A 20,122-nucleotide genomic window follows, 5' to 3' on the forward strand; every position below is an offset into this window, starting at 1 on the left:
ATTATGCCTCCGTTCCTAAGATTTGTTCTAAAAAAGTATAACAAATTTTAAAAAACTTGAAACCTTTTTCTATTCTGAGTCGTATATAAGGAAAATTGCCCTCAGGAGGGGTTTTACCATGATTGTATTATTATTGCGAATACTATTAATTGCGCTCATTCTTTTTCTCGTTTACACAGGATTTAAATATTTATTTAATCCAAAACGAAAGCTTGAGTTAGCAAATGAACAAAAACAATTTTACCTCTTAGATGATAAAGTAAATGTACGTAAAAACTTTTTATTAACCTATAAGGGTGTTTTATTTGAGGGTGAAAAATATTTAGGCACTACCACAAATGCATTTGAAGTTGTTTCTATTTTCATATGGGCAAAATCCACAAGCAAATTACAAGGATTAACCTTAGCAGATTTTTCTCATATCGAAGATCAAATTAAGAAGCATTACCCATATGCTAAGATTGATTGGAAGAGTCCGATCAAAGAACTATTAATTAAAAAACGCGAACATTAAGGTTGAAAGCAAAAGGTACAGCGAGATGCTGTACCTTTGCTTTTGTACGCATTATCATTCATGCCTTTTCTCTTGCAAAGAAATCATTCCATTTAATCAAAACCTGCTTTTCTCTGAAAAAATAAACAAGTACAACTAACAAGACCAAAATGATTGCCAAAATTATAGGTGATAATGATTGAATGGCTGCACCTAAAAATGTAAAACAAATTGCAGAAGGAATATGAGTCAAAAATGAAAGCTTCGTGTAACCTCGAAATGTTTTTGTTTTGTCTAAAATACATAACGAAATAAGTGAAAAATTAACAAATGGAATCATGCGCAATATAATGATCTGACCAATTGATAAATTGGTATATGTCCCTAACCATTTGACCTTCATTTTCTCAAATCGGTGCAATAATGTCGGAAATCCTTTTGAGATCAAATAAAAAAGGATACTTGAACCTGTAAGACCTAGCACTGAAAACATGGACCCTAATTCAGCTCCAAATAATACTCCACCAGCAATACAAACAACAGCTACAGGAATCAATAGAAATTGCCTAAAAAGGTGGAACAAAATAAAGAAAAGAGGTGCAAAATATCCAGTTGTTTGTATAGCTGTCATCACAGATGATGTTGCGAGTTCAATTGTCATCACCACTTTCTTGTTGTCATCTCCTGAGGATAGTAGTGTTCGATTACATTTTACGAGAATTTATTTACTTTATGCTAATTGATTTATTAAATAGATAAAAAGAATCAGCTGCAAAATAGAAATGACTGGAAATCCGATTTTAAACGACGTATGCTTTGTTTTATGACGATATACTCTCATTCCAGCAAAACCACCTACTGCACCACCGACAATTGCTAGCCACCACAATGTTGCTTCTTTAATTCTCCATTCTCCTCGCTTAGCTCGAATTTTATCAACTCTCATAAAAATAAAACTAATTACATTTATTAAAAGACAATAGATGATTATGTATTTCACAATTTCGATCTCCTATTCATGAATAATCTATAAATACTATATCATGTATCTAACAAAAAAAAGAGCCGACCCATTAATGAGTCAACCCTTTTTTGAACGTTCAATTATTTGTTAAGTTTTGCTTTAGCAGCGTCTGCTAATTGAGCAAATGCTTTTTCATCAGCGATAGCTAAATCAGCAAGCATTTTACGGTTTACTTCGATACCAGCAAGCTTTAAGCCATGCATTAAACGGCTGTAAGAAAGACCATTTATGCGTGCAGCTGCATTGATACGAGTAATCCAAAGCTTACGGAAGTCGCGTTTTTTCTGACGACGGTCACGGTAAGCATACATTAATGATTTCATTACTTGTTGGTTAGCAACTTTGTATAATGTATGTTTAGATCCGAAATAACCTTTAGCTAATTTTAATACCTTTTTACGACGTTTACGTGAAACGATACCGCCTTTTACTCTTGGCATGTAAATTCCCTCCTATATTACGGTGTTTCCGATTATTTGATGTTGTCTAATAAATGACGAATACGTTTGAAATCGCCTTTGCTTACTACAGTAGATTTACGTAATTTACGTTTTGCTTTTGTAGATTTGTTAGCGAATAAGTGACTAGTGTAAGCATGTGAGCGTTTAAGTTTACCAGATCCGGTCTTTTTGAAACGCTTTGCAGCTCCACGGTGAGTTTTCATTTTTGGCATAAGGTATTCCTCCTTAAGTATTATTGCTTTTCATTTTTCGGTGCTAAAACTAAGAACATGCTACGTCCATCCATTTTTGGATGTGATTCAATCGTACTTAAGTCCGCACATTCTGTTGAGAATCGATCAAGCACCTTTTGACCAATACCTTTATGTGTAATTGCACGTCCTTTGAAGCGAATTGAAGCTTTTACTTTATCGCCTTTTTCTAGGAACTTGCGTGCATTTCGAAGCTTAGTGTTAAAGTCATGCTCATCAATTGTTGGGCTCAAACGAACCTCTTTTAAATTGATGATCTTTTGATTTTTACGCGCCTCTTTGTCTTTCTTTTGCTGTTCAAAACGGAATTTTCCGTAATCCATGATGCGGCATACAGGAGGCTTTGCATTTGGTGCTACTAAAACTAAATCAAGATTAGCTCTTGTAGCAATTTCTAAAGCCTCTTGACGAGATTTAATTCCAAGCTGATCTCCATTGGCACCGATCAGTCGAACCTCACGTGCGCGGATTCCGTCATTTACCATCATATCTTTGCTAATAATTAGCCACCTCCAAGGTTTTTTAAAAACTGAATAGTAGTTTTTCAAATCCGAATTTTTGTAGAACTGGTTTTTTTATTTTCTGAAAATAAAAAAGTGTGGATGCCTTAGACACCCACACTACGATTGTATACATAAAAGATCATCGTAACCTGCCAACTACAAACGGATGTGTCAATCAGGTGAGAAGCGGGTGCCTCTACTTGTTTAAATAAAAGACTATTCAATTACCTTGTATATTATAACATCACAACAAAGATATTGCAAGTAAGTTATATATGTTTTAACAACATATGTTATTCTATCAAATGCTTTACTTTGTTGCAACAGTTTTTTTTGCATAGGCTATTTTCGTAAACTTTGTTGCTTTTAAAATAGTATGGGGTTGGTTGATTGGCACTCCAGGATGCTCGCTTTCCGTGGGACGGGCGATGAGCCTCCTCAGCGCGAAGCGCCTGCGGGGTATCATCTGTCCCGCTACTCCCACAGGAGTCTCGCATATCCGTTCCAATCAACCTAATCAGTTCTGTTCAAAAACAACAATCTTTTAGAAAAGAGCCTTTGCATAAAAGCGAAATGAACCTACTCTGCTACGACAAGCTCAAGTCGTTCATGTATTAAAGAGTTAGCAACAAGGATCTATCTGATTACTTCTTGCTTAATATCCTGTAAAAACTGATCAAACGAAACAGTTTCTGATTTTTGTTCACCGTATTTACGGACATTTACTGCTTTTTCTGCTATCTCATTATCACCTACTACAAGCATATAAGGAATTTTTTGCATTTGTGACTCACGGATTTTATATCCGATTTTTTCATCACGCGCATCTAGTTCAACTCGTAAACCGGCATCTTGCAACTGTTCTTGTACCTGCTTTGCATAATCAAGGTGAATGGCAGGTGAAACAGGAATCACTTGAACCTGTACTGGTGCTAACCAAGTTGGAAATGCTCCTTTATACTCTTCAATTAAAAAGGCAACAAAACGTTCCATCGTTGAAACGACACCACGATGGATAACAACCGGTCGATGTTGTTTACCATCTTCACCAACATAGGATAAGTCAAAACGTTCAGGAAGTAAGAAATCCAATTGAACAGTTGAAAGTGTTTCATCTTTTCCAAGTGCTGTTCTAACCTGAACATCAAGCTTTGGACCATAAAACGCAGCTTCACCTTCTGCTTCAAAATAGTCATGACCTAGTTCATCCATTGCATCTTTTAGCATGCTCTGAGCTTTTTCCCACATGCTATCATCATCAAAATACTTTTCTTTGTCCTCTGGATCTCGATAAGACAATCTAAACGAGTACTTATCAATTCCGAAATCTTTATAAACAGCTTCAATTAATCGGACAACTCGAATGAATTCTTCTTTGATTTGATCAGGGCGAACGAAAATATGTGCATCATTTAAAGTCATACCACGTACACGCTGTAGGCCAGTTAATGCTCCTGACATTTCATATCGGTGCATTAGACCAAGCTCTGCAATTCGTATTGGTAACTCACGATAGCTGTGAATATCATTTTTGTACACCATCATATGATGCGGGCAGTTCATTGGACGAAGAACTAAATCTTCATTATCCATTTCCATTTTAGGGAACATATCCTCTTGGTAGTGCTCCCAGTGACCAGATGTTTTATATAGTTCTACACTACCCAAAACAGGAGTGTATACGTGTTGATAGCCCAAACGCTCTTCTTTATCAACAATGTAACGCTCAACGATACGACGTATTGTTGCACCTTTTGGCAACCAAAGCGGTAAACCTTGTCCTACCTTTTGAGAGGAAGTAAACAAACCTAATTCCTTCCCTAATTTACGATGATCACGTTCTTTCGCTTCTTCAAGAATTCGAAGATGCTCATCTAAATCACTCTTCTTGAAGAAAGCTGTTCCATAAATACGTTGAAGCATCTTATTGTTGCTATCCCCACGCCAGTATGCACCTGCAACACTTAGTAACTTAAATTCTTTAATTTTACCTGTTGATGGCAAATGCACCCCACGGCATAAATCAAAAAATTCGCCTTGTTCATAAATTGAAACAACTTCACCCTCAGGAATTACGTCAAGAAGTTCTAACTTTAACGGATCTTGTAACTGCTCAAAACGGCGTTTTGCTTCTTCTCGACTAACTTCTGTACGAACGATTTCGATGTTTTCATTCACAATTTTTTTCATTTCTTTTTCGATAGCTGGTAAATCTTCAGGTGTGATTGCAAGTTCCATATCGATATCATAATAAAAACCATTTTCAATAACTGGTCCAATTCCAAGCTTAATTGATTGATCTTTATATAGGCGCTTTATTGCTTGTGCCATTAAATGCGCTGTTGAATGGCGCATAATTTCTAAAGCTTCATTACTATCCTGAGTCACAATTTCAATCGTACCATTCTCAAGTATAGGTGTACGTAAATCAATTAATTGTCCATCTAGCTTCCCAGCAAGAGATTTCTTTTTTAAACCAGGGCTAATGGATGCCGCAATATCCTCAGTAGTAGTTCCTTTTGCAAATTCCTTCACAGCTCCGTCGGGAAACGCAATTTTTATAACGTCTGACATCCTTGTTCTCTCCTTATATAAAAGCGGAAACACCTTGTTAAGGCGTTGGAGCTAGACACGGCACTAAGAGGTCCGTCGCTTATTGTCAATAAATTTGCCCCAAAATAAATAAACTCGTCCCCTAAAAAAGGGACGAGTTAAACTCTAGTCAATGGATCGTGGTTCCACCCTTATTCCCAATACCTACAATTCCGTTAATTACATATAAATAATTACACGATAACTACCCCTTCACATATTCAATATACACCTTTGTGAAAGACTGTAGGATTGGCTTAACATCGATAACGGGAAGTCCGTCAGTTATTACTAAGAGTACTTTTCACAACTGAAGTTTAAAGGTGGTAAGATTGTTTTCCGTGTTAGGAAGGTTTCAGCACTCCTTCCCTCTCTGGAAACCGTAAAAACAAGCTCATATCCTTATCATTACTGATACTTTTGCAATTAATCGTATTATAATGTGTTTTTTTGTGAAAATCAAGATCGGTTTTCGTACAAGTTCACTTATTGATGTGTTGCAAATTGAAAATCACTAAGATTATGTAATCTCACTCTTTCTTGAAAAACATTTTGAACCGTTTGAACCATTCCATCAAATGGATCATTTGTATAGAGGCAGATCCATTTAGGAGCGATTGATACAAGCGGTGCTAATAGTTTAGAATCAATATACATTGGATGTTTATTGACAAAGGTATGATCTATATAGGATTTTAACTCCTGTTCAGAAACCTCTTGTTTGTCTGGATTATAAACAAAAAATCCATTATCATGGACAATTGAAATACCATCCATCCGACTTTCTCTCTTTAAGAGAAAGTCACGTAAACTCTGAATAAAATTTTGGTAGTCTTGTTCAAGCTTATATTCCTCAATCGCTATCTCGACATACTCTCTTAATCTTGCAGTATATTCATGCAAGCGAAACTTCTGAAAGGAAGTAAACGAAAAATACAAATCAGGACGTAAAAATTCTTCAAGAGCATCTTTTAAAATATCATGACGTGGTAATAATTGTTGAACTCTAGGTATTTCTGTTCGTTCTCCCTCAATAATCGATTGCGCGATATGTATGATTTGTTGCTGTTCCTCTTCCTCTAGAAAAAAATAATTCTCCTCTAGCAAAGTTAACATAATTTGGTGTTCTTTATGGTCAATAACAAATTGAACAAGCCCAGGGATGACTAACTTTTCTAAGGAAATATCCCATGATTTTGGGATGATTTGTATACATTGTTGATTTACTAAATATAATTCTGTTTCATATCCTTTACATAAAGTACGAAAAATCGAATAGATCCATTTTGCCTCTTTCGGAGACCCAAATAAAATCTCAAGCATGTTTGTCCCCCCTATTTACCAATACATGATTAATGTATATGGGGGAACACAACTAAATAGAAGTAAAGTAAACAAGAATATGGGATTGTAACCCAATTGAAAAACTTTAAAGACAAACTATTTATACACACATAGATTTTATCTAAAGGTAGTTCAAAAAATTCCTTGCCCCTTTTTTAATATAAAAAAGTACCTCACCTAATTGTAGGCAAAGGTACTCAAAAAGAAACTATCCTCGTCTATTTCGTCCAATTAACTCAATAGGTATGGCCATATGTTTAATCCGCTCCATAATTCTCGCTGCTTTAACTGGCTCTTCTTCACCACGTTGCGAAAAGGCTAAATGGTGTTGAAGCTGTTTCAGATTAAAATTTGACGAAAAAAACGTTGGTAAGTTTTCAAGCATTCGAAATTGTAAAATCGTCCCTAGTATATCGTCTCTCATCCAGCTTGACATCGATTCCGCCCCAATATCATCTAGCATTAAGACTGGTATCTTTTTAACAACATCTAATTTTTCATCTAAAGATGAATTTTGAAATGAACCTTTCAGCTCTCTCATAAATTCTGGTACATACACAAGCATGGACGATATTTTATGTGCTGCAAGTTCATTTGCAATCGCACCTAAAATATATGTTTTACCGACACCGAAAGATCCATATAAATATATACCTTTTGGACGTTTACCATTATTGTATTGTTCAACAAAATCCTGAGCTAGACTTATTGCCTTAAAGCGGCTCGCTTCATCCATTTCAACATCAATTTGATCAAACTGAGCTGCTAAAATATCCTTTGGTATATACATGCTTTTAATAAGTGACTCATGTTTTTTTCGTTCATCATGCGCTTCCTTCGTTGGACATTTGTCATATTGAAGATCAATGATTCGTCCTTGAATCACTAAGCGTGGATGGTAACCCTCCAGAAGATTTTTGCATTCTGATAAGGTTGGACATTGCTCACAGTTTTTACTTTGATTCATAAACTCAAAAAGCTTCCCAAGACTTCTTTCAACCATACCATCTTCAATCTCTGAAGCGTGATTTGTAATAAAGGCTTTTATTTCCGGGTGATTTAACACCTGATTTTTTAAGTCGTTAAATCTATCGTTAAAGTCAGGTCTGCTTGTAAGATTCTTAAAAGAATTCTTCATATGTTCCATTTGTTTTCACCCCCTATTTAGATTGAACTAGTCATTTGTTTTATTATCCTTGTATTTTTTTATTCGATCAAATAATTTCTTTTTTTCCAACTCAAATTGTTCACGATCAAGTGTTGATTGACCATCTGTTTGCTCTTGTTCATCATTGTTTAGCTTATTGTTCTCATCTTCATTTAACCAAGAAGGCAGCATTTCTTTACGAATAGGGGCTTTTTTATAGGTTGAGGATTTTTTCGTTGTTTTTTCCTCGGCCCATTGTTGGTATTGTCTGTGTTCGTGTTTTGCTAGATCCATTGCAGCCTTCACTGTTGAGATTTGTTTTCTTATCCAATGACTTGCAATCTTTTGTACATAGGCTCTAGTAAGCTTCATATCGGTTTTTAACATAACATAATAAATAAGTACATTCACGACTCCTGGCTCAAGCTTTTGCTGAAGCATCACTTCTTCGATGATTTGTAAATCACCAGCACTTGGTGGAACCCCTCCGGAAACATCAGTTAAAAATTGTCTTGGTGAGATGGTTTCTAATTGATAAATAAGTTCTTCTTCTTGTGTAAGTTGTTTTTTGTCTGTGACTGAACGCAATGAAAGTGGTTGAATCTTATCTAGCAAACCAGGTAATTCATCACCATGTTGAAATTGATACCAATCTCTTGCAGATTTCCTGAGTAGCTCGATGTCAATATTATCATCCTGATCAATACTGTTCATTAAGACATTTTTCATATCTATCGCACTTATTCCGTACAAATAAGAAAGCTTTTTAATTACTTCGCGTACAGTTGGCGTAATTGCCTTTGTTGGAATAATGGCATCAGAAAGTCCTGTAATAAACAAGTCGAAGTCAAATACATTATCCGATATTTCCATCGTTGCACGATTATTCGTTTGCATATACTCCCGATTAGATACTAAAGATAAATCTTCTAATGTTTCATGATTTACTCTGGCAATCATATCAGCGGATTGTCCAGAATCAAAGATATCATTAAAAGATCTCGTAATATCCTTCATCCCTTCATCCATTTGCTTGTCTGAGAAAAATCGTTTTAATTGTAAAAATTTATTTTTACCTACTCGATTGTAGAGATAAATATTCAACACACCATCTTGAAAAAACTCATCTGGTCGGAGTGGCGCTTGTAGTTCATATACATATCGTTTAAACTCTTCTGTTTCAATAACAAAGGTTTTTAATAGTCCAAGCCCTTCAAGTTTTAAACGTTCTCGATAAATATCACGTAAATTACTTTGCATGATCGTCAGTAAACTATGATGTGTCGTTTCCTCACCCCATAACCGACTTTGCTCTAGCTCCCCCCACAATGTCATATAAAGGCTAAAGCATTTAGTACCAATTAACGGCTGATAAAGTAAAGTTAGGATTTTTCTATCTAAGTCCTGTAGAACAGAGCTGCTTTTTACTGTATAACGATCAATTGCTAGTAATTCCTTCCAATGCTGCTGATCCATCCCTTTCAAACCTTCCATTTAAAAATGCGGAAGCGCCTTGCTCAGGAGACGCTGTAACTGGACACTAAATCTAATGCACATTTTTCATAGCATTTGAGATACTGCCATTTCAAAAACAAAAGCGCAAGCGCCTTGAACAGCCTCAGGCAAATAAGATGATATAGAATAGAAAGCGTTCTTTGCCTTCAATTCTAAATTAGCTAGACCCTAGAGGGGCTAGGCGCTGGAGCTGGATGTCGTGCGCTTATCCACAGTTTAAGAATTTTATCCTAAACGATGAAAAAAGAGCTTGAAGAAATGTTTCTTCATTAGCTCTCTTTTCCATACTTATCGTACTTTTTTTATTAAATCAGTTAGTTCTTCAATAAAAACATTAATATCTTTGAATTGGCGATAAACGGACGCAAATCGAACATAAGCAACCTCATCAATTCTGGCAAGCCTGTCCATCACCATTTCTCCTACAAGCTCGCTATTTACTTCTGAGACTCCTTGATTTCTTAGTTCTTTTTCGATTTCATGAACAATATCCTCTAATTTTTGCAAGGGTACGGGACGCTTTTCACAGGCCTTGATTAGTCCTCTTAATATTTTATCCCGACTAAACTCTTCCCTTGTTCCTTCTTTTTTCACAACAATTAAAGGGAATTCCTCCACCTTTTCAAACGTTGTAAAACGGTATTGACATTCCTCACATTCACGACGTCTTCTTATCGATCTGAGGTCATCTACAGGTCTTGAGTCAAGAACTCTTGTACCATTATGCTGACACGAAGGACATTTCATATAACCAACTCCAATCAAAACGTCAAATTCATATGAATAAGGCTATTAATCACGTTTATAACGGGCTGTAATAGCCTTCCGCACAATTAATGAAGACCGACCTTATCTTCCACTTTTCCCTGTACCAACTAACGTTTCTTTCTCATCAAGCTTTTTATAAAGCTGAAGGATAATTTTTTTACTAAACCCAAAGTCTGTTGGTAAAAAAGTATTTGTTGTTGCTGTAAAATCAACGGCTGTTTCATATGGACGAACAGAAATTACGGTTACGATTAAAAAACCTTTTCTCGGTTTGTCAATCGTTACACTCATTTCACCACGTTCTTCTGAAATCGAAGTTACCGTCATACCAGGTATTTGTTCAATCAATGAATTTACTGATTGTAAAGCATTCTTATATGTAGTTTTATAATAATGACTTTTCAAATCTGGATTATAATGATTTTCACGTGTTTCTTGGTGTGTACTAAAGAAATCTTTTAACTTATTTATAAAACTCATGCGCTCTTTTCCCCTTTTGTTATATTTTATCGGAAAGTGTCCAATGTTATTCTATCTCTATCATACTGAAAATTCCCGATAATAAAAAGAGGTGCAGATTAAATAATCAGCACCTCGGGATATTTGTTTTAATATTAAAGAGCTTTTGCTTGAGCTTGCTTTACTTGTACTGGTCCCATTCCTCTTGGAATTTCAATATTTTCACGAGTTTGAGCACCTAAAGATTCTGCAATGTGATCTGCAGCAATATTAGGATCTAAATCACCGCACGTGTAAACATCAATACTTGCATAGCCATGCTCTGGAAAGCTGTGGATCGTTAAATGTGATTCAGAAATGATGACTACACCACTTACTCCTTGAGGAGCAAATTTGTGAAAAGCAACCTCTCTAATTTCAGCACCAGATTTTAACGCAGCATTTACGAATGTTTTTTCAATGTAATCCATATCATTTAACTTATCAAAATCGCAACCCCATAATTCTTGGATTACGTGTCTACCCATTGTTTCCATATTCATGGATCCCCCTTTAACTATTTTTTCACATGAATTCTTCGCTCAGGTGATATATAACAACTACCACGGGGGAAAGTTAGTCCAGAGAGGTCCTAACCCTTTAAGTAGCCTTAACACCATGGCTTTTATAAGAAGTTCACGAAAAATAGTATACTTTGTTTATTTATGTTTTGCAACAAACTTTTTCAAAAAAGTTTGTTAATAGTTAAAGGGTGGAGTTTTAATGTGGTGATACACGGTTTATTATTTCCTTTGCATTATTTAATATCCCGAATTAACGTTACATTTTATACCTCTAATAAATTTGTCATTTTTTCAGCAACAAACTTCGTTAATTCTGTTACTCTACATGAATAACCCCATTCATTATCATACCACGCTAACACCTTTACTTTATGACTACCAATTACCATCGTAGATAATCCATCAATTATTGCAGAATAAGGGTTTGTATTGAAATCGATTGATACTAAAGGTTCAGTTGTATAATCGAGTATGCCACTTAAAGAGCTATTTGCAGCTAGTTTAAACGACATATTGATTTCTTCAACAGTTACCTTCTCCTCAACATCGACTACTAAATCTACTAACGATACATTCGGAGTTGGAACTCGTAATGCCATGCCGTGTAGTTTACCTTTTAGATGAGGCAATACCAATGATAGCGCCTTTGCAGCTCCTGTAGTTGTCGGAATAATCGATTGGCCACAAGCTCTAGCTCTACGTAAATCCTTATGTGGATTATCTATGTTTTTTTGATCATTTGTATAGGCGTGAACTGTTGTCATTAAGCCATTTTTAATTCGAAATGATTCGTCAAGAACTTTGATAACAGGTGCAAGACAATTTGTTGTACATGAGGCATTTGAAATAATCGTATGTTTTTCAGGATCGTATTGCTCCTCATTAACCCCCATAACAATTGTAACATCTTCATTTTTACCAGGTGCTGTTAGTATCACTTTTTTTGCTCCAGCTTCAATGTGCAACATCGCTTTTTCTCTTTGATTAAACTTCCCTGTTGCTTCAATTACAATATCCACCCCTAGAGATTTCCAGGGTAATTCTTTAGGGTCACGTTCATTTATAAGTAAAACTTTGTTTCCGTTTACAATTAAATGATCATCATGTGCTATCACTTCACCATCAAATTTACCGTGATTTGTATCATATTTAATCAAATGTGCTAGTGTTTCGGCAGGATAACTTGCATTTATGGCCTTTATATTCAAGTCCTCATTAATCGCTTTCCGAAATACCATTCTCCCAATACGACCAAAACCATTTATCGCAATATTGGCTCTCATCATATTTCCCCTCTCGTTTTATATATGTCATACTAATTAATTATTTATTTTAATTTAGTATAACACATTTATTTTTAAAAGCGATATATATTATTACATTTTTTTAATTTAGGCATATTTCATTTATTTTTATGCTGGGTTTAACTTGGCTTGTTCCATATATACCGCTTAGAGCACAGAATATTTTTTTCGATCACAAAAAAAAGAGACCAATTTAATTAGTCTCCTCATTTCCTATCAACTTACTGATCAACTCGTGTACCTGTGCTCTTGTTTCTTCTATTGAACCCTGATTATGAATGATTTCATCTGCGAGCTCAGCTTTTTCCTTCAAAGGAAGCTGTGAGCCAATTCTTATTTTCGCTTCCTCTTCACTATAACTATTTCTTTTCATTAACCGCTTCAATTGTGTTTCTTCATCAACATACACTACTATTATTTCATCCACCATATACGTTAATTTACTTTCAAATAATAAAGGAATATCTAACACAACTATTTTAGCTTGATGTGCTTTTTCTTCCTCAGTTTGTTTTAACATTTCCTTTCGAACAGCAGGATGGACAATTTTATTTAATTGCTGACGTTTATTTTCCTCAGAAAAAATTAGCGTTCCTAGCTTTTCGCGATTAATTGTTTTATCTTCATGTAAAATATCCTGGCCAAACGTTTTAACAATTTGCTCATATGCTGGTTTTCCGATCTCAACTACCTCTCTTGCAATTTGATCAGCGTCAATCACTCGGATTCCTTGTTTGCGTAACATATCAGAAACTGTACTTTTTCCACTTGCAATACCACCTGTTAAACCAATTACCACTGTCACAATGACTTGCCCCCATTATTTCTTAAGAATTTGACCACTGAATGAAGTCTCAGTTTATAGTTTCCATATACCTATCATAATTAGAATGATCCCCGGTAGGCAAGAAAATTTATCTATCCAAGTAAATTTCGAAAAAATATTCCCTGATTTAATCCCAACAAATACAAATAATGAGCTCATACACGCTACTAAAATACTCATAATAACTGGCGAATACCCTAATAATGCAGCACCAATCCCAGCACCGAAGGCATCTAATGACAATGCAACACCAAGTAAAAATGCCTCCACTCCTGTGATCGTTCCTGACTTATCAATATCTGCTGACATTGGTTTTCTAAGGATATTGATAACAATTCCAAGTGTTTTTATCTCAAAATTAATTAATGTTTTTTCTGACTCCATCTCATCCTCAGACGTTTCCTTTTCAGGTCTAAAAAATTGATATAACACCCATGCACCAATTAGGACCAAAATGAATCCTCCAAGCTTTTCTGTTACATACACCGGAAAAATTCTTGTCAGCAAATCGCCAACTAGCATTGCCACTAACAATGTTGCGGCAGAACAGCAAGCAATAATAAATATTGACTTAAAAGGGATTCTCATTTTTCTCATACCATACGTAAAACCTACAGAAAAGCTATCTAAGCTTACTGCGAGCGCTAATAATAATAGTGATGCAAATTGAAACATAAAAGCCTAGCCCCTTCCTTCTGATTGCTAACATAGTGTATGATAGTCGCCTAGTTAGTGTTAAAGATCGATGAAAAATTTTATAAAAGTTTTGCTGACTTCTTGTATTCTTGAAACCTTGGGAAAGTAAATCACTCAATTTTAAATAATTGGCATAGAGTGGCTTTAAGGAATTCGAATAGTACTAAAAATTAAGGATTTAATGCAAATAAAAAAAGGTAAAAAGCACATAAAGTACTCTTTACCTTTTGGATTACTTTTGACATTTATCACAAAAGTGTGTTCCTCTTCCACCAACGACTGATTTTGTTAAAGTTGTTCCACATTTTTTACAAGGCTCATTTGTTCTTCCGTATACAAATAATTGAAGTTGGAACATCCCCATTTCACCTTGAGTATTTACATAGGATCGAATAGTGCTACCGCCTTTTTCGACAGCTTCCCCAAGAGTTGCAATGATTTCCTTATGTAAAACCCTGCATTCTGCTAATGTTATTTGATTTGCAATGCGCTCTGGGTTTATCCCAGCCCGGAACAATGCTTCATCAACATATATATTTCCAAGACCAACCACAACGGTTTGATCTAATAAAGCGGCTTTAATTTTTCGTGACGTTTTTTTTAAACGTTCACGTAAATAATCTACTGTAAAGCTTTTAGAGAAAGGTTCAGGTCCTAGCTGAGAAAGTGGCAGCTCATTATCTTCTTCACCCTTTGAAAATAAGTGCATAGTACCAAACTTTCTTACATCTCGGTAGCGCAATTCAGTGCCATCTACAAAGGAAAAAATAACATGTGTATGCTTATCATACTCTTCTTCTGGATTATACAATCCATATCGACCTTCCATTCGTAAATGTGAAACTAGAACATAATCGTCAAGGATAAATTTCAAAAATTTCCCTCTACGGTTTACATCTTGTATTGTTTGCCCAACTAAGGCATCCTGAAATTGTTCACTTTCTTCAGGTTTTTTAATTATTTTAGGCCAATGAATTGTTACCTTTTGTATCTTTTTTCCTTGTACTAGCTGAAGCAATGTACGGCGTACTGTTTCAACCTCTGGTAGCTCTGGCATTCCATCACTTCCTTTTTATTCGGTTTAACGGTAACTCTTAAGTGAGCTTCAAAACAGGCCACTTGATGGGGTTTATTTCGCGTCATACCAAGAAGCACCATAAGAGTAATCCACCTTTAATGGAACGTTTAACTCTACAGCATTTTCCATGACTTCAGGAACAATTTTTTCAAGAATTGAAATTTCTTCTTTTGGTGCCTCAAAAATTAGTTCATCGTGTACTTGTAATAATAATTTCGCTTGAACATTTTCCTGTTTTAATCGATCAGCCATATCGATCATTGCCTTCTTAATAATATCTGCAGCACTTCCCTGAATTGGAGTATTCATTGCTGTTCGTTCTGCAAAGCTACGTAAATTAAAGTTACGGCTTGTGATTTCTGGAATATATCTTCTTCTATGTAGAAGTGTTTTCACATACCCTTTTTCCCGCGCATCAGCGACAATGTCATCCATATATTCTTGAACACCGACAAAAGTCTCCAAATAACGTTTAATAAATTCTCCTGCTTCCTTACGAGTGATTCCTAGGTTTTGTGAAAGTCCGTAATCACTTATTCCGTAGACAATACCAAAATTAACCGCCTTTGCTTGTCTTCTCATATTCGATGTAACATCTTCTTTTGCAACATGAAAAACATCCATTGCCGTTTTCGTGTGAATATCTAAATCATTACGGAATGCTTCTACTAAGTTTTTATCATTTGCAATATGAGCTAAGACCCTTAATTCAATTTGCGAGTAGTCAGCTGCAAACATGACCCAATCATTTTTTGATGGAACAAATGCTTGGCGAATTTTCCTACCTTCCTCAAGTCTAATCGGGATGTTTTGTAGATTTGGATCAATTGAACTAAGTCGTCCGGTTGTTGTTAAAACTTGATTAAAACGGGTATGGATTTTATGTGTGTCTTCATGTACAACCTTTAATAATCCTTCAATATAGGTTGATTGTAATTTTCCGAGCTGACGATAATGAAGAATTCCTCTTACAATTTCATGCTTTTCTTCAAGCTTTTCCAATACGTCTGCAGAGGTTGAAAAACCTGTCTTCGTTTTTTTTATCACTGGTAAACCTAATTTTTCGAATAATATTACTCCTAGTTGTTTCGGTGAATTAATATTGAACTCTTCTCCAGCATGCTCATATATATTCTCCTCAAGCGATTTTAATTGTTCTGCTAAATTCTTACCCATATCTTTTAAGCGATCAACATCAACTTTCACACCTGTTGCTTCCATTTCAGCAAGAATGACCGAAAGTGGTAGCTCTAAATCATAAAATAATGATGTTTGATCATTTTTCTCCAGTTGATTCACTAGCTTTTCTTTTAAAGCGAATATCGCTTGTCCTTTTCGAACAATATGATCACTAAGCTTTTCTTCATCAGGGATTGCTCGCTTCGCTCCCTTACCGTACACTAACTCATCTGATTGAACAATTGATAAACCATTTGTTCTCGCAACACTTGCAACATCATCGAAGTCTTGTGAAGGATTTAATAAATAAGCGGCGATAAGTACATCAAAGTCGACCCCTTTTAAAGTGATCCCTTTCCAGCTAAGCGCAACACTTGTTTTCTTTCCATCATAAACAATCTTTTGTTTCGTTTCATCAGCAGCCCATTTTTTAAATTGCTCTGATGCTAACGCAACTTCAACAGGGATGTAATATTGACCATTCTCATTAGTTATAGAGAATCCGATAATATCTGCGTTATGATAGCTTTCTTCAAGAACCTCTACATATAACGCTGCTTCGTCAGTCAATAGTTCACTTGTAAGTTCAGAGACTTTTTCAAAGCTAATGTCTTCAACAACCACTTCTTCTTGAACGACTTCTTCACCAAGCTTTTCTAATAATGTGTTAAATCCTAGCTCTTTAAAGATATCTGTAACCTTTTTTATATCAAAGCCTTCATAATGAACATCATCAACTGAAATTGTTATTGGTGCATTGCAATCAATTGTGGCAAGCTTTTTACTCATTAGCGCCTGATCACGGTTTTCCTCTAATTTTTCTTTTAGTTTTTTACCACTCACTTGATCAATAGAATCTAACACATTCTCTAAAGTTTGAAATTCTTTCAAAAGCTTAATGGCAGTTTTCTCGCCTACCCCTGGTACTCCTGGGATATTATCTGACGCATCCCCCATTAAACCCTTCATATCAATAATTTGTTCTGGTGTTAAGCCGTATTTTTCATTAACAAAATCAGGTGTGTAGGAATCTACATCTGTTATTCCTTTTCGAGTGATATCAACAGTAATTTTATCTGTCACTAGCTGTGTTAAATCTTTATCACCTGAGATGACCTTGACTTCATAGCCGTCCTTTTCAGCCTGTTTAGAAAGCGTACCAATAATATCATCTGCTTCATAATTTTCAAGCTCATAGCGTGATACCTGATAAGCATCAAGAAGCTCTCTTATAAAAGGAAATTGCTCTGATAATTCAGGTGGAGTTTTTTGGCGTCCCCCTTTATACTCCTGGAACGTTTCATGTCTAAATGTTGTCTTTCCTGCATCAAATGCAACAATCATATGTGATGGATTTTCATCTTCTAATATTTTCATTAAAATCATTGTAAAACCATAAATCGCATTCGTATGTACACCTTTATCATTATTCAATAATGGAAGCGCAAAAAATGCTCGATAGGCAATACTATTTCCATCAATTAAAACGATCTTTTTAGTCACTATTTCTTCCTCCTACATCTATTAATAGCACCTATCTTTAGCTCATAGCCTAACGAACAAGCTTTTGTTTTAGCCTTTTGGTAATCTAGACCTTATAGGTGCATACGATCTTAACGTTTATCGCTGTAACAGCCCATGCAAACAAAGTTGGCCTAGACCAATGGATCTCGGAACTAGACACTAAACGAAGTCAAAATTCAAAAAAAAGAACCATAAGTTCCTTCTCTATTCTATCACGACTACAAATAGAAAGGAAAACTCTGGTTCTTTGATTTTATAGGTTATATCTTCAAAAGCCGCGATTGTAAACTCCTAGCGTTCCCCTTTAAGTAGACTTGCATATGGAGAATCAAATGGAATAATTATAACCGTTTCTTCATCAATCGTTTGCTTATATGATTGTAATGTTCGATACAGTTCATAAAATTCAGGATCCTTTGAATAAGCTGTATTATACATTTTAGCTGCTTCCTTCTCACCTTCACTTCGAATAACCTCTGCATCTCCTTTAGCCTTTGCTAGCATCTCTTTTACTTCTCTATCTGTCTCAGCAATAATTCTATTTTTTTCGGCATCACCTTTAGATAAATAACCTTGTGCAGTTGATTCCCGTTCAGAAATCATTCGCGTAAAAACAGATTGTTCATTTTCTGCTGGTAAATCTGTCCGTTTCATGCGGACATCAGTTACGACGATACCGTAATCGTCTTTTTCTAATAAATCATTTACGATATTTGTAACCTTGTCGTTTAAGCTTCCTCGAGAGGATTTCTCATCATTGATAATTTCATCATAATTTAATTGACCGAGTTCAGAGCGCACAGTTGAAAAAACAAACTCCGCCATTCTTGTCTCAGCACTTACCATGGTTCGTGCATTTGTGATCATTTTTTTTGGATCTTCAATTCTCCAAACTGTGTAGTTATCAATAATTAGCCTTTTTTTATCTTTTGTATTAATTTCTGCCTCTTGAACATTGTATGTCATTTGATAATTTGGCAGAGTTGTTACAGATTGAATAAAAGGGATTTTATAATTTAGTCCAGGTTCTTCAATTATTCTAACGACTTCGCCAAATTGGCGGACAACTTTGTATTCGTTTTCTTTTACAATAAACAAGTTTGTTAAGACAAGTACTAGTAATAGGATCGTAATAAGTAAAATGATACCTCCACGAAGGTAGCCTTTGAATGAAAATGCAGGCTTTTTCTCCTCCATATTCACTACATTATCATTGTCCATTTGTTTCACTCCCTTCCCCTTCATTGCCTTCTTGTTCTACTGGTGCTACAGGCTTGGTTGTAGCATCCTTAATCGGTAAATACTTCATTGTATTACCGTTATCCTCCATAATATAAATCTCTGCATTTGGTAGCACTTGATCGATCGTTTCTAATACTAAACGCTTTTGTGTAATGTCTTTTGCATTTTTATACTCATTATAAATGGCATTAAACTGGGCTACATCGCCACGTGCTACTTCCATACGCGCAGCTTTGTCTCCTTGGGCAGCAGACATAATCGCATCCTTCTCCCCTTGTGCTTCCTCCGTACGTTTGTTTCTGTATTTATTTGCTTCATTTTTTCTTGTGTTCATCGTTTCACGGGCATCTGTAACATTTGTGAATGCTTTTCTAACCTCTTCATTTGGAAGATCCACATCCTGTAATTTAACCGCTAAAATAGAGATTCCAATATCATATTCTCCAATTAGAGTTGATAATAATTCTTGTACTTGCTTTTCAATTTCAACTTTACCTGAAGTTAATGCATCATCAATTGTCGAACTTCCTATAATACTTCTTAAACTTGCGGAAGTTGCATCTTCTAACATTTCCGTTGGATTTTCTGCATTAAATAAGTATTTACCAGGATCTATAATCTTCCACTGGACTACCATATCCGCTAAAACAATATTCTCATCACCTGTAATCATTTTTGTTTCTTTAGGAAAATCCTTAACATCTCCATCTTCTGATTCCTCGTATCCAAACTGTAAGCTAAATGTTTCCTTGGAAAGAACCTCTACGGATTGAATTGGCCACGGGTATTTAAAATGTAGTCCTGGTTCACTAACACCTTCCTCAACCTCTCCAAGAGTAATCATGACAGCTTGTTCTGACTCATCAACAGTGTACCAAGATGTAAAAGCAACAATCGCCAAAATTGAAATTAAAAAGGAAAAACCGATAATGGTAAAAACTCTTTTCATGCTTAACATCTAATCCCCTACCTCCTTTTGAACTCAACAAGATCATTTGTAAATGTAAAATTTTTGATCTACCTTTAATACGGTTTTGTTACGAAAAGGTTTCATAGTTATTTCTCTTTTATTCGCAACCGTATTCAGGAAAACAAAAAAAGGGACGAGAGCGTTATGCTCTCGTCCAAAAGATTGGCTCCTTGGATGAAGGGG

General features: G+C 35.4%; 20 protein-coding genes and 1 other annotated feature. Of the genes, 1 reads left to right on the top strand and 19 read right to left on the bottom strand.

The genetic code is table 11. The annotated features are described in order from the left end of the window. The first annotated feature begins 118 nt into the window (after positions 1-118). Entirely contained in the window at positions 119-514 is a 396-nt protein-coding gene (locus HUW50_RS02055) for a sigma-w pathway protein ysdB (RefSeq protein ID WP_066326892.1), read from the top strand. 58 nt (positions 515-572) lie between these two features. On the opposite strand, the gene HUW50_RS02060 is transcribed toward HUW50_RS02055, so the two are convergent. The 19 genes from HUW50_RS02060 to hflK all read right to left on the bottom strand — a co-directional run bounded on the left by HUW50_RS02060 (position 573) and on the right by hflK (position 19,927). Then, positions 573-1,154 (bottom strand): TVP38/TMEM64 family protein, encoded by a 582-nt coding sequence (locus HUW50_RS02060; RefSeq protein WP_066326942.1) that lies wholly within the window; start codon positions 1,152-1,154, stop codon positions 573-575. A gap of 69 nt (positions 1,155-1,223) precedes the next feature. Then, a complete protein-coding gene (locus tag HUW50_RS02065; RefSeq protein ID WP_311774036.1) occupies positions 1,224-1,493 on the bottom strand; it encodes a DUF1294 domain-containing protein in 270 nt (89 codons plus the stop codon). A 104-nt stretch (positions 1,494-1,597) separates the two neighbouring features. Then, entirely contained in the window at positions 1,598-1,957 is a 360-nt protein-coding gene (gene rplT / locus HUW50_RS02070) for a 50S ribosomal protein L20 (RefSeq protein WP_066326890.1), read from the bottom strand. A gap of 32 nt (positions 1,958-1,989) precedes the next feature. Then, complete coding sequence (gene rpmI, locus HUW50_RS02075) at positions 1,990-2,190, bottom strand: 50S ribosomal protein L35 (protein WP_066326889.1); 201 nt, start codon at positions 2,188-2,190, stop codon at positions 1,990-1,992. 20 nt (positions 2,191-2,210) lie between these two features. Next, positions 2,211-2,732 carry a translation initiation factor IF-3 gene (infC, locus tag HUW50_RS02080; protein ID WP_221629147.1) on the bottom strand — a complete coding sequence of 174 codons (522 nt, stop codon included), beginning with the start codon at positions 2,730-2,732 and terminating at the stop codon, positions 2,211-2,213. An 81-nt stretch (positions 2,733-2,813) separates the two neighbouring features. Beyond that, positions 2,814-2,940: a sequence feature (ribosomal protein L20 leader region), on the bottom strand. A 428-nt stretch (positions 2,941-3,368) separates the two neighbouring features. Continuing rightward, complete coding sequence (gene thrS, locus HUW50_RS02085) at positions 3,369-5,306, bottom strand: threonine--tRNA ligase (RefSeq protein ID WP_066326883.1); 1,938 nt, start codon at positions 5,304-5,306, stop codon at positions 3,369-3,371. Positions 5,307-5,810: 504 nt separating this feature from the next. Beyond that, entirely contained in the window at positions 5,811-6,647 is an 837-nt protein-coding gene (gene ytxC, locus HUW50_RS02090) for a putative sporulation protein YtxC (RefSeq protein ID WP_185653651.1), read from the bottom strand. Positions 6,648-6,876: 229 nt separating this feature from the next. Continuing rightward, on the bottom strand, positions 6,877-7,815 hold the full coding sequence (gene dnaI, locus HUW50_RS02095) for a primosomal protein DnaI (protein ID WP_185653652.1): 939 nt from the start codon (positions 7,813-7,815) through the stop codon (positions 6,877-6,879). A gap of 27 nt (positions 7,816-7,842) precedes the next feature. After that, positions 7,843-9,291, bottom strand: a complete 1,449-nt coding sequence (locus tag HUW50_RS02100; RefSeq protein WP_066326878.1) for a replication initiation and membrane attachment family protein — start codon at positions 9,289-9,291, stop codon at positions 7,843-7,845. 327 nt (positions 9,292-9,618) lie between these two features. Further along, on the bottom strand, positions 9,619-10,077 hold the full coding sequence (gene nrdR / locus HUW50_RS02105) for a transcriptional regulator NrdR (protein WP_066326877.1): 459 nt from the start codon (positions 10,075-10,077) through the stop codon (positions 9,619-9,621). A gap of 102 nt (positions 10,078-10,179) precedes the next feature. After that, a complete protein-coding gene (locus tag HUW50_RS02110; protein ID WP_066326875.1) occupies positions 10,180-10,578 on the bottom strand; it encodes a cytosolic protein in 399 nt (132 codons plus the stop codon). Between the two features lie 134 nt (positions 10,579-10,712). Further along, positions 10,713-11,093 (bottom strand): adenosylmethionine decarboxylase, encoded by a 381-nt coding sequence (speD, locus tag HUW50_RS02115; protein WP_066326873.1) that lies wholly within the window; start codon positions 11,091-11,093, stop codon positions 10,713-10,715. 290 nt (positions 11,094-11,383) lie between these two features. Then, positions 11,384-12,403 carry a glyceraldehyde-3-phosphate dehydrogenase gene (locus HUW50_RS02120; RefSeq protein ID WP_066326871.1) on the bottom strand — a complete coding sequence of 340 codons (1,020 nt, stop codon included), beginning with the start codon at positions 12,401-12,403 and terminating at the stop codon, positions 11,384-11,386. A gap of 214 nt (positions 12,404-12,617) precedes the next feature. Continuing rightward, positions 12,618-13,229, bottom strand: coding sequence for a dephospho-CoA kinase (coaE, locus tag HUW50_RS02125; protein WP_066326865.1), 612 nt, complete (start codon positions 13,227-13,229; stop codon positions 12,618-12,620). Between the two features lie 54 nt (positions 13,230-13,283). Then, the gene (gene ytaF / locus HUW50_RS02130) at positions 13,284-13,925 is read right to left on the bottom strand and encodes a sporulation membrane protein YtaF (RefSeq protein ID WP_185653653.1); all 642 of its coding nucleotides are present in this window, start codon (positions 13,923-13,925) and stop codon (positions 13,284-13,286) included. Between the two features lie 253 nt (positions 13,926-14,178). Next, on the bottom strand, positions 14,179-15,003 hold the full coding sequence (gene mutM / locus HUW50_RS02135) for a DNA-formamidopyrimidine glycosylase (protein ID WP_185653654.1): 825 nt from the start codon (positions 15,001-15,003) through the stop codon (positions 14,179-14,181). Between the two features lie 72 nt (positions 15,004-15,075). Then, entirely contained in the window at positions 15,076-17,706 is a 2,631-nt protein-coding gene (gene polA / locus HUW50_RS02140) for a DNA polymerase I (protein ID WP_066326845.1), read from the bottom strand. Between the two features lie 312 nt (positions 17,707-18,018). Further along, positions 18,019-18,948: a protease modulator HflC gene (gene hflC, locus HUW50_RS02145; protein ID WP_185653655.1), complete on the bottom strand. Its 930-nt coding sequence runs from the start codon at positions 18,946-18,948 to the stop codon at positions 18,019-18,021. Beyond that, the gene (hflK, locus tag HUW50_RS02150; protein ID WP_185653656.1) at positions 18,938-19,927 is read right to left on the bottom strand and encodes an FtsH protease activity modulator HflK; all 990 of its coding nucleotides are present in this window, start codon (positions 19,925-19,927) and stop codon (positions 18,938-18,940) included. Before hflK ends, hflC begins: the two co-directional genes overlap by 11 nt. Positions 19,928-20,122: the final 195 nt, after the last annotated feature.

Origin of the sequence: Metabacillus sp. KUDC1714 (genome assembly GCF_014217835.1) — a bacterium.
GTDB lineage: Bacteria > Bacillota > Bacilli > Bacillales > Bacillaceae > Metabacillus > Metabacillus rhizosphaerae.

Excerpts from the sequence above, each read along its gene's own strand:
- HUW50_RS02055 (WP_066326892.1), top strand. The coding sequence starts at position 119 with ATGATTGTATTATTATTGCGAATACTATTAATTGCGCTCATTCTTTTT.
- HUW50_RS02060 (WP_066326942.1), bottom strand. The coding sequence starts at position 1,154 with ATGACAATTGAACTCGCAACATCATCTGTGATGACAGCTATACAAACA.
- rplT (WP_066326890.1), bottom strand. The coding sequence starts at position 1,957 with ATGCCAAGAGTAAAAGGCGGTATCGTTTCACGTAAACGTCGTAAAAAG.
- rpmI (WP_066326889.1), bottom strand. The coding sequence starts at position 2,190 with ATGCCAAAAATGAAAACTCACCGTGGAGCTGCAAAGCGTTTCAAAAAG.
- thrS (WP_066326883.1), bottom strand. The coding sequence starts at position 5,306 with ATGTCAGACGTTATAAAAATTGCGTTTCCCGACGGAGCTGTGAAGGAA.
- ytxC (WP_185653651.1), bottom strand. The coding sequence starts at position 6,647 with ATGCTTGAGATTTTATTTGGGTCTCCGAAAGAGGCAAAATGGATCTAT.
- dnaI (WP_185653652.1), bottom strand. The coding sequence starts at position 7,815 with ATGGAACATATGAAGAATTCTTTTAAGAATCTTACAAGCAGACCTGAC.
- HUW50_RS02100 (WP_066326878.1), bottom strand. The coding sequence starts at position 9,291 with ATGGATCAGCAGCATTGGAAGGAATTACTAGCAATTGATCGTTATACA.
- nrdR (WP_066326877.1), bottom strand. The coding sequence starts at position 10,077 with ATGAAATGTCCTTCGTGTCAGCATAATGGTACAAGAGTTCTTGACTCA.
- HUW50_RS02110 (WP_066326875.1), bottom strand. The coding sequence starts at position 10,578 with ATGAGTTTTATAAATAAGTTAAAAGATTTCTTTAGTACACACCAAGAA.
- speD (WP_066326873.1), bottom strand. The coding sequence starts at position 11,093 with ATGGAAACAATGGGTAGACACGTAATCCAAGAATTATGGGGTTGCGAT.
- HUW50_RS02120 (WP_066326871.1), bottom strand. The coding sequence starts at position 12,403 with ATGAGAGCCAATATTGCGATAAATGGTTTTGGTCGTATTGGGAGAATG.
- ytaF (WP_185653653.1), bottom strand. The coding sequence starts at position 13,925 with ATGTTTCAATTTGCATCACTATTATTATTAGCGCTCGCAGTAAGCTTA.
- mutM (WP_185653654.1), bottom strand. The coding sequence starts at position 15,003 with ATGCCAGAGCTACCAGAGGTTGAAACAGTACGCCGTACATTGCTTCAG.
- hflC (WP_185653655.1), bottom strand. The coding sequence starts at position 18,948 with ATGGACAATGATAATGTAGTGAATATGGAGGAGAAAAAGCCTGCATTT.
- hflK (WP_185653656.1), bottom strand. The coding sequence starts at position 19,927 with ATGTTAAGCATGAAAAGAGTTTTTACCATTATCGGTTTTTCCTTTTTA.